Source organism: Magnetovibrio blakemorei, assembly GCF_001746755.1.
In the GTDB taxonomy this organism is placed as follows: domain Bacteria; phylum Pseudomonadota; class Alphaproteobacteria; order Rhodospirillales; family Magnetovibrionaceae; genus Magnetovibrio; species Magnetovibrio blakemorei.
In genome coordinates this window covers 1-4,936 of sequence record NZ_MCGG01000064.1, presented here as the reverse complement: position 1 = coordinate 4,936, position 4,936 = coordinate 1, and the positions used below count along the sequence as shown (strand labels likewise).

At 56.3% G+C, this 4,936-nt stretch carries 5 protein-coding genes and 3 pseudogenes; 4 read left to right on the top strand and 4 right to left on the bottom strand.

What is annotated here, in order from left to right:
• Positions 1–147 precede the first annotated feature (147 nt).
• The 4 genes and pseudogenes from BEN30_RS18880 to BEN30_RS18050 all read right to left on the bottom strand — a co-directional run.
• Positions 148–1,125, bottom strand: a complete 978-nt coding sequence (locus BEN30_RS18880; protein WP_211563335.1) for an IS66 family transposase — start codon at positions 1,123–1,125, stop codon at positions 148–150.
• Positions 1,122–1,274 carry a hypothetical protein gene (locus tag BEN30_RS18875; protein WP_211563333.1) on the bottom strand — a complete coding sequence of 51 codons (153 nt, stop codon included), beginning with the start codon at positions 1,272–1,274 and terminating at the stop codon, positions 1,122–1,124. Before BEN30_RS18875 ends, BEN30_RS18880 begins: the two co-directional genes overlap by 4 nt.
• 3 nt (positions 1,275–1,277) lie before the next feature.
• Positions 1,278–1,610 (bottom strand): hypothetical protein, encoded by a 333-nt coding sequence (locus tag BEN30_RS18870; protein WP_084005261.1) that lies wholly within the window; start codon positions 1,608–1,610, stop codon positions 1,278–1,280.
• Positions 1,611–1,807: 197 nt separating this feature from the next.
• Positions 1,808–2,008 (bottom strand): annotated as a pseudogene (locus BEN30_RS18050) (HU family DNA-binding protein); the annotation flags it as partial.
• A 403-nt stretch (positions 2,009–2,411) separates the two neighbouring features.
• Between BEN30_RS18050 and BEN30_RS14775 the strand changes: the two are divergent.
• From BEN30_RS14775 to BEN30_RS18040, 4 genes and pseudogenes are all read left to right on the top strand, one after another.
• Positions 2,412–2,735, top strand: coding sequence for a hypothetical protein (locus BEN30_RS14775; protein WP_069959098.1), 324 nt, complete (start codon positions 2,412–2,414; stop codon positions 2,733–2,735).
• Positions 2,736–2,834: 99 nt separating this feature from the next.
• A pseudogene (locus tag BEN30_RS18045) lies at positions 2,835–3,017 on the top strand (transposase); the annotation flags it as partial.
• 114 nt (positions 3,018–3,131) lie between these two features.
• Positions 3,132–4,668, top strand: a pseudogene (gene istA, locus BEN30_RS14770) (IS21 family transposase).
• 39 nt (positions 4,669–4,707) lie between these two features.
• A partial coding sequence (locus tag BEN30_RS18040; RefSeq protein ID WP_281201845.1) for an ATP-binding protein occupies positions 4,708–4,936 on the top strand: 229 nt, incomplete at its 3' end.

Below are 4,936 nucleotides of genomic sequence, written 5' to 3'. Positions count from 1 at the left end.
GTAACAGGGGCAAAACCCCGGGCATTCAGGCAGAACAGTTCTGACGGATAAGGTTCTGCAGTGGCGGAATATTGGGTGCGTCCGGTACGCTGAGGCGGCAGCCGAGATAGTCCCAGAAGCGGATGCCGAGTTTGTTGCAAGTTTTCATCAGGCCGAGGAAGGCGTCGCGGCAGTCGCGTCCCTTGTTCGAGCGCGTCCCTTGTTCGAGCGCGTCCCGCCTGAGATTTTCCGCCGCATGACCTGGCATCGGATGTCGTTTTCCGATCCGTTGGTGTTGAGCGGAACTTCGGCTCGCTCCAGGACCACCAAGAGTTCCTCCTTGTTGGCGTGGAGGCGGGACAGCAGTCGGTCCAGGGTGGCGAAGCCGGTCCGTGTGGTGAAGATGTTGTCGAAGCGTCTTCGCAGATCTCGTCGTCGCCGGGGCTCCGGGTTCTCCCGGTATGATTTAAGATCGGCGTAGAACCACCAGATCCGATTTCGCATCCGCTCCTTGGCGCGGCGTTGGCTTTGGGAGAAGGCGTGCAACTTGTGGATCAGCCTTTCCGCGTGAACCCAGCATAACGCATGATAAGCAACGTTGAACTGACCCGCATCGTCACTGAGAATGACCGTATCACCCAGCAGGTTGTGTTCAACGGCAGAGCCCCACAACGCACCTTCCGTGGCGACCCGCACTGGGTCCGGGTGGACCCGAACATTGGTGATTCCCAATCTTTCCAGGTGCGCCTTCCAGGCGCTTTCATCGGCGAAACGGCGCGAAATGCTCTCTTCAAGGAGGGCGATGAGTGGACCGGAAAGCTTGCGCTTGCGCATATAAGCCAGAGCCGCCCCGTTGACCACGTAATCCCCATGACCGGCCCGTAAAAGCTCGAGGAAGTTCACGCTGCTCTTGGCAAAGGTCGTGCCGAACCAGGAAAAATGATCGTTGCCGATCTGCGTGCACACCCCGTTGCGCGCCGCGTGCCGAGCGCCGGTATCATCGACGCTCACCCAGGCCGCCGTCTCTAGGCCCGAACGCAAAACGTCACTGGCCTCCTCGACGAAGCCCTCGCGGCCCTCGGTCAAAAGACGCTGGACCTGGCGCTTGGAGATATCCACGCCTAAATCCCGCAGCAGCGCCATCATCCGCCCAAGTACTGGGCCAGCACAAAACGGTGCAGGGCGGCACCAAAATGACCCGAGTTCCCCGCCGGCAACTCAGCCACCACCGCCCGACCGTCCGGCGTCAGCCAGCGTTCCCGGCGGTAAAGAACGGTGTGCGGACGGCAGATCAAATCCTAAACCAGATAATCCTCATAGCCCTTGAACCGCGACCCCTCGGGAACCTCGGCCGCGACGATGCATTTCTCGTTGACGGGAAGCCGCGGCTTCTTCTTGCCGCGCCGCGCCTGCTTGCGGCCAGCTTTCGCCTTGCTCCGCGCTTTCGCCGTCTTGTCCATGCCCGACGGCTTGATGTCAGGGCGACCTTTCAGGCCCTTCAGACGGGCGATCTCTTCGCGCAGGGCGACGTTATCTTGTTTCAGCCCGGCGTTCTCCTCCAATAACTGTAAAACCAACGCCTTGAGGTCGTCAGGGCAAAAACCATCTATATCTCGTGGTGATCCGGCCATGAACAGATCGAATCACAAATTCGACGCTTTGGGAATCCTCTAATTTATATCGCCGCCCGGGGTTTTGCCCCTGTTACTTGTTCAGGACGAACTTGATAGGATTTTGGAGGAAGCTTGGGATTTGGAACAAGCTGCTTAGGACATTTGAGGGGATGTGAAAATGTCCCCTCAATATTTTTTACGACATCTAGTGGAACTTAAAAGGACGCACCGGGTGTGCGCTTAGAATTGATCCGTAACTTTAGAGTTGACGATGGCCGAAATGTTAAAATATTACGAGGTAAAATAATTGCTTGTTCACCCGTCTTTGGGTTGCGGCCCATGCGTTTCTTTTTCGCACGAACGGAAAAACAGCCAAAAGAAGATATTTTCACGTAATCACCACTGACCAATGACTGATGGGACATCGCGATAAGCCATTATGGGTTGCCCGAATAAAACCACCCCGGCAAAAATCTCATGGGCGATTGCAACGCTCGCTCTTCGCTCTGGGGCTCAATGCATTCAGAAAAGCCATGGTCAAATTGTCTGAACTGGAAACCCACGGCTATGTGGTGGCTCTATTCAAGCCAAATATACCGCGAAAAGCATTGATAGGATTGGTTTTATGAAAAGAGTCGGGTACTGTGGGCTTAAGCATTGTTCAGGACGAACTAACTACCGAGCGGGCTGAGTAAGTCGGCGCTGTGTGCGCGGACAGCCCACTCAAATGGCCGAACAAAATCCGCATTGACAGATTTCTGAGAATGCTGTGATAGTGGCGCGGCCCAATTTTGGCTGAAACGGGAAGAGGCTTCTAAAGTGGCAACGACGGATCTAAAACCGGCCAGTGGGCGGCGGGACATTATTTTGGGCATCATGGCGTATTTGGGCACGCTGTGTTTTATTCCCCTGATGGTCACCGATCGCGATGCTTTTGTGTTGTTTCACGCCCGACAAGGCGTGGTGTTGTGGGGATGGACCGTGGTGGCCGGATTTTCCCTTTTTATTCCCGGCATCGGCGGCCCGATTTTTGTTTTTTCCCTGATTGGCGTGGTGGGGTTCTCGGTGGCGGGGATTGTTTCCGTGGTGCTGCGCAAAACCTGGAAACTGCCCATCATCTACAAGTTGTCCATCGCCATTTAAACCCACTTGAAAGCTAAGTGTCCGATCCGAAAGTAGTTGAGTGATTTCAGTCATTTGTGATTCTCTCGTTTGTGTCAAAGCAAATGAGGGAGGCACAAGATGTGGACTGAAATCACCCGACCTGATTATGGGCGCACTGGGCGCCGATATGCAAGCGATGCAACAGATGAAGAATGGAGCCACATTGCGCCGCTGTTGCCCTCGGCGAAGCCCGGAGGGCGTCCGCGCACGACGGATCTTCGAGATGTATTTGATGCCATTTTGTACATGGCGTCCACGGGTGTATGCGGCGGAGCAATACTGGTCCACTGAGGCGGCCGCATAATGTGGCTGCGGGCGGAGTAAAATCCCGCCACTTTTGTGCCTTTGACCCTATTGGGGTTGGAAGGCGGAAGGATGTACTCAGTGGATCTTTACCGACGGGTCAGGCTTGCCTGCCATCATGATCACTTGAGCCGCCGGGAAGCTGCGCGGCTTTTTGGTGTTGACCGCAAGACGATTTCCAAGATTCTGGCTCACGCGGAACCACCGGGCTATCAGCGTAGTGGCCCGCCGAAGCGCCCGAAGCTGGACCCTTTTACAGGGATCATCGACCACATTTTGGACGATGACCGCACCGCTCACCGCAAGCAGCGCCATACAGCCAAGCGGATATTTGAGCGTCTTCGCGATGAACACGGTTTCACCGGCGGACAGACCATCGTCAAGGATTACGTCCGGGAACAGACCCGTCGCCGACGAGAGATGTTCGTGCCGCTGAGCCATGAACCGGGTCAGGCCCAGGCAGATTTTGGCGAGGCGGATGTGATCATCGCCGGGGTGACGCACCGCTCACACTTTTTTGTCATGGACTTTCCGCACAGTGATGCGTGCTTTGTCGTCGCCTATCCGGCGGCGACCACGGAAGCCTGGCTGGACGGTCACAACAAAGCCTTTGCGTTCTTCAATGGCGTGCCCGAATCAATCCTCTACGATAACGACAAGTGTTTGGTGGCGCGCATATTGCCAGATCGCACCCGGCAGCGGACGCGAGCGTTCAGCGGGCTCCAGTCCCACTACCTTTTCAAGGACCGCTATGGTCGCCCCGGCAAGGGCAATGACAAGGGCAACGTGGAAGGGATGGTCGGCTACATCCGGCGGAACTTTATGGTGCCCATCCCACGATTTGAGAGCTGGGAGGCCTTCAATGCTGACCTGGAAGCGCGATGCCTAAAGCGCCAAGATGAAGTTCTGCGCGGGCATCGCGAGAGCATCCGTGAACGGTTCGTGCGTGATAGCGAAGTGCTGAGCAACTTGCAACCAGTTCCGTTTGATGCCTGTGATCGGCAAGCGACACGGGTCAACTCCCAGTCTCTGGTGCGTTATCAAACCAACGATTATTCCGTTCCCGTCGCCTACGGCCACCGGGAGGTCTGGGTGCGGGGCTATGTCCATGAGGTCGTCATTGGTTGCGCCAGTGACGAGATCGCCCGCCACCCCCGTTCCTATGACAAACAAGACCTGATCTTCAATCCGATCCATTATCTTCCCTTGTTGGAGAAGAAGGTTGGCGCTCTGGATCAGGCGGCACCGCTGGTCGGTTGGGATCTTCCCGAAGAGTTTGCGACCCTGCACCGTCTGTTGGAGGCTCGCATGGGGAAGTCGGGAAAGCGCGAGTACGTACAGGTCCTGAGGCTTTTGGAGACCTTCGATATTGAGGTCCTTCATAACGCTATAAAGGATGCCCTGCGTATGGGTGCCATCGGTTACGACGCCGTCAAACATCTGGTGCTGTGCCGTATCGAGCGACGTCCACCCAGGCTCGACTTAAACGTTTATCCCTTCCTGCCCGGCCCAGGTGACAACGACATCGGTGACCAGTTACATGAGTCTGCTGCAAAAAGCCGGGAAAGTAGACAGACCTAACGGGGATGCCGTGAGGTCAGCGCCATGACCGAAGCACCACAGATCTTGCTGGCTCACCATCTCAAGGTTGCTCAGGCTGCCCACCTTCCTGCGAGAATACGACAAGTTGGCCCGCCAGTGCGCCGCCGAGGGTGTCGACCATGTGCGTTATCTCATCCGCCTCACCGAACTGGAATTGATCGACCGCGAACGCCGTATGGTCGAGCGGCGCATCAAGCAGGCCAAGTTCCCCGCCGTCAAAAGCCTCGACAGCTTTAATTACAAGACTCTCCCATCCCTCAACAAGATGCTGGTTG

What these genes read in the sequence shown, in the direction of transcription:
- BEN30_RS18870 (WP_084005261.1), bottom strand. Translation starts at nt 1,610, where the DNA reads ATGGCCGGATCACCACGAGATATAGATGGTTTTTGCCCTGACGACCTC.
- BEN30_RS18880 (WP_211563335.1), bottom strand. Translation starts at nt 1,125, where the DNA reads ATGATGGCGCTGCTGCGGGATTTAGGCGTGGATATCTCCAAGCGCCAG.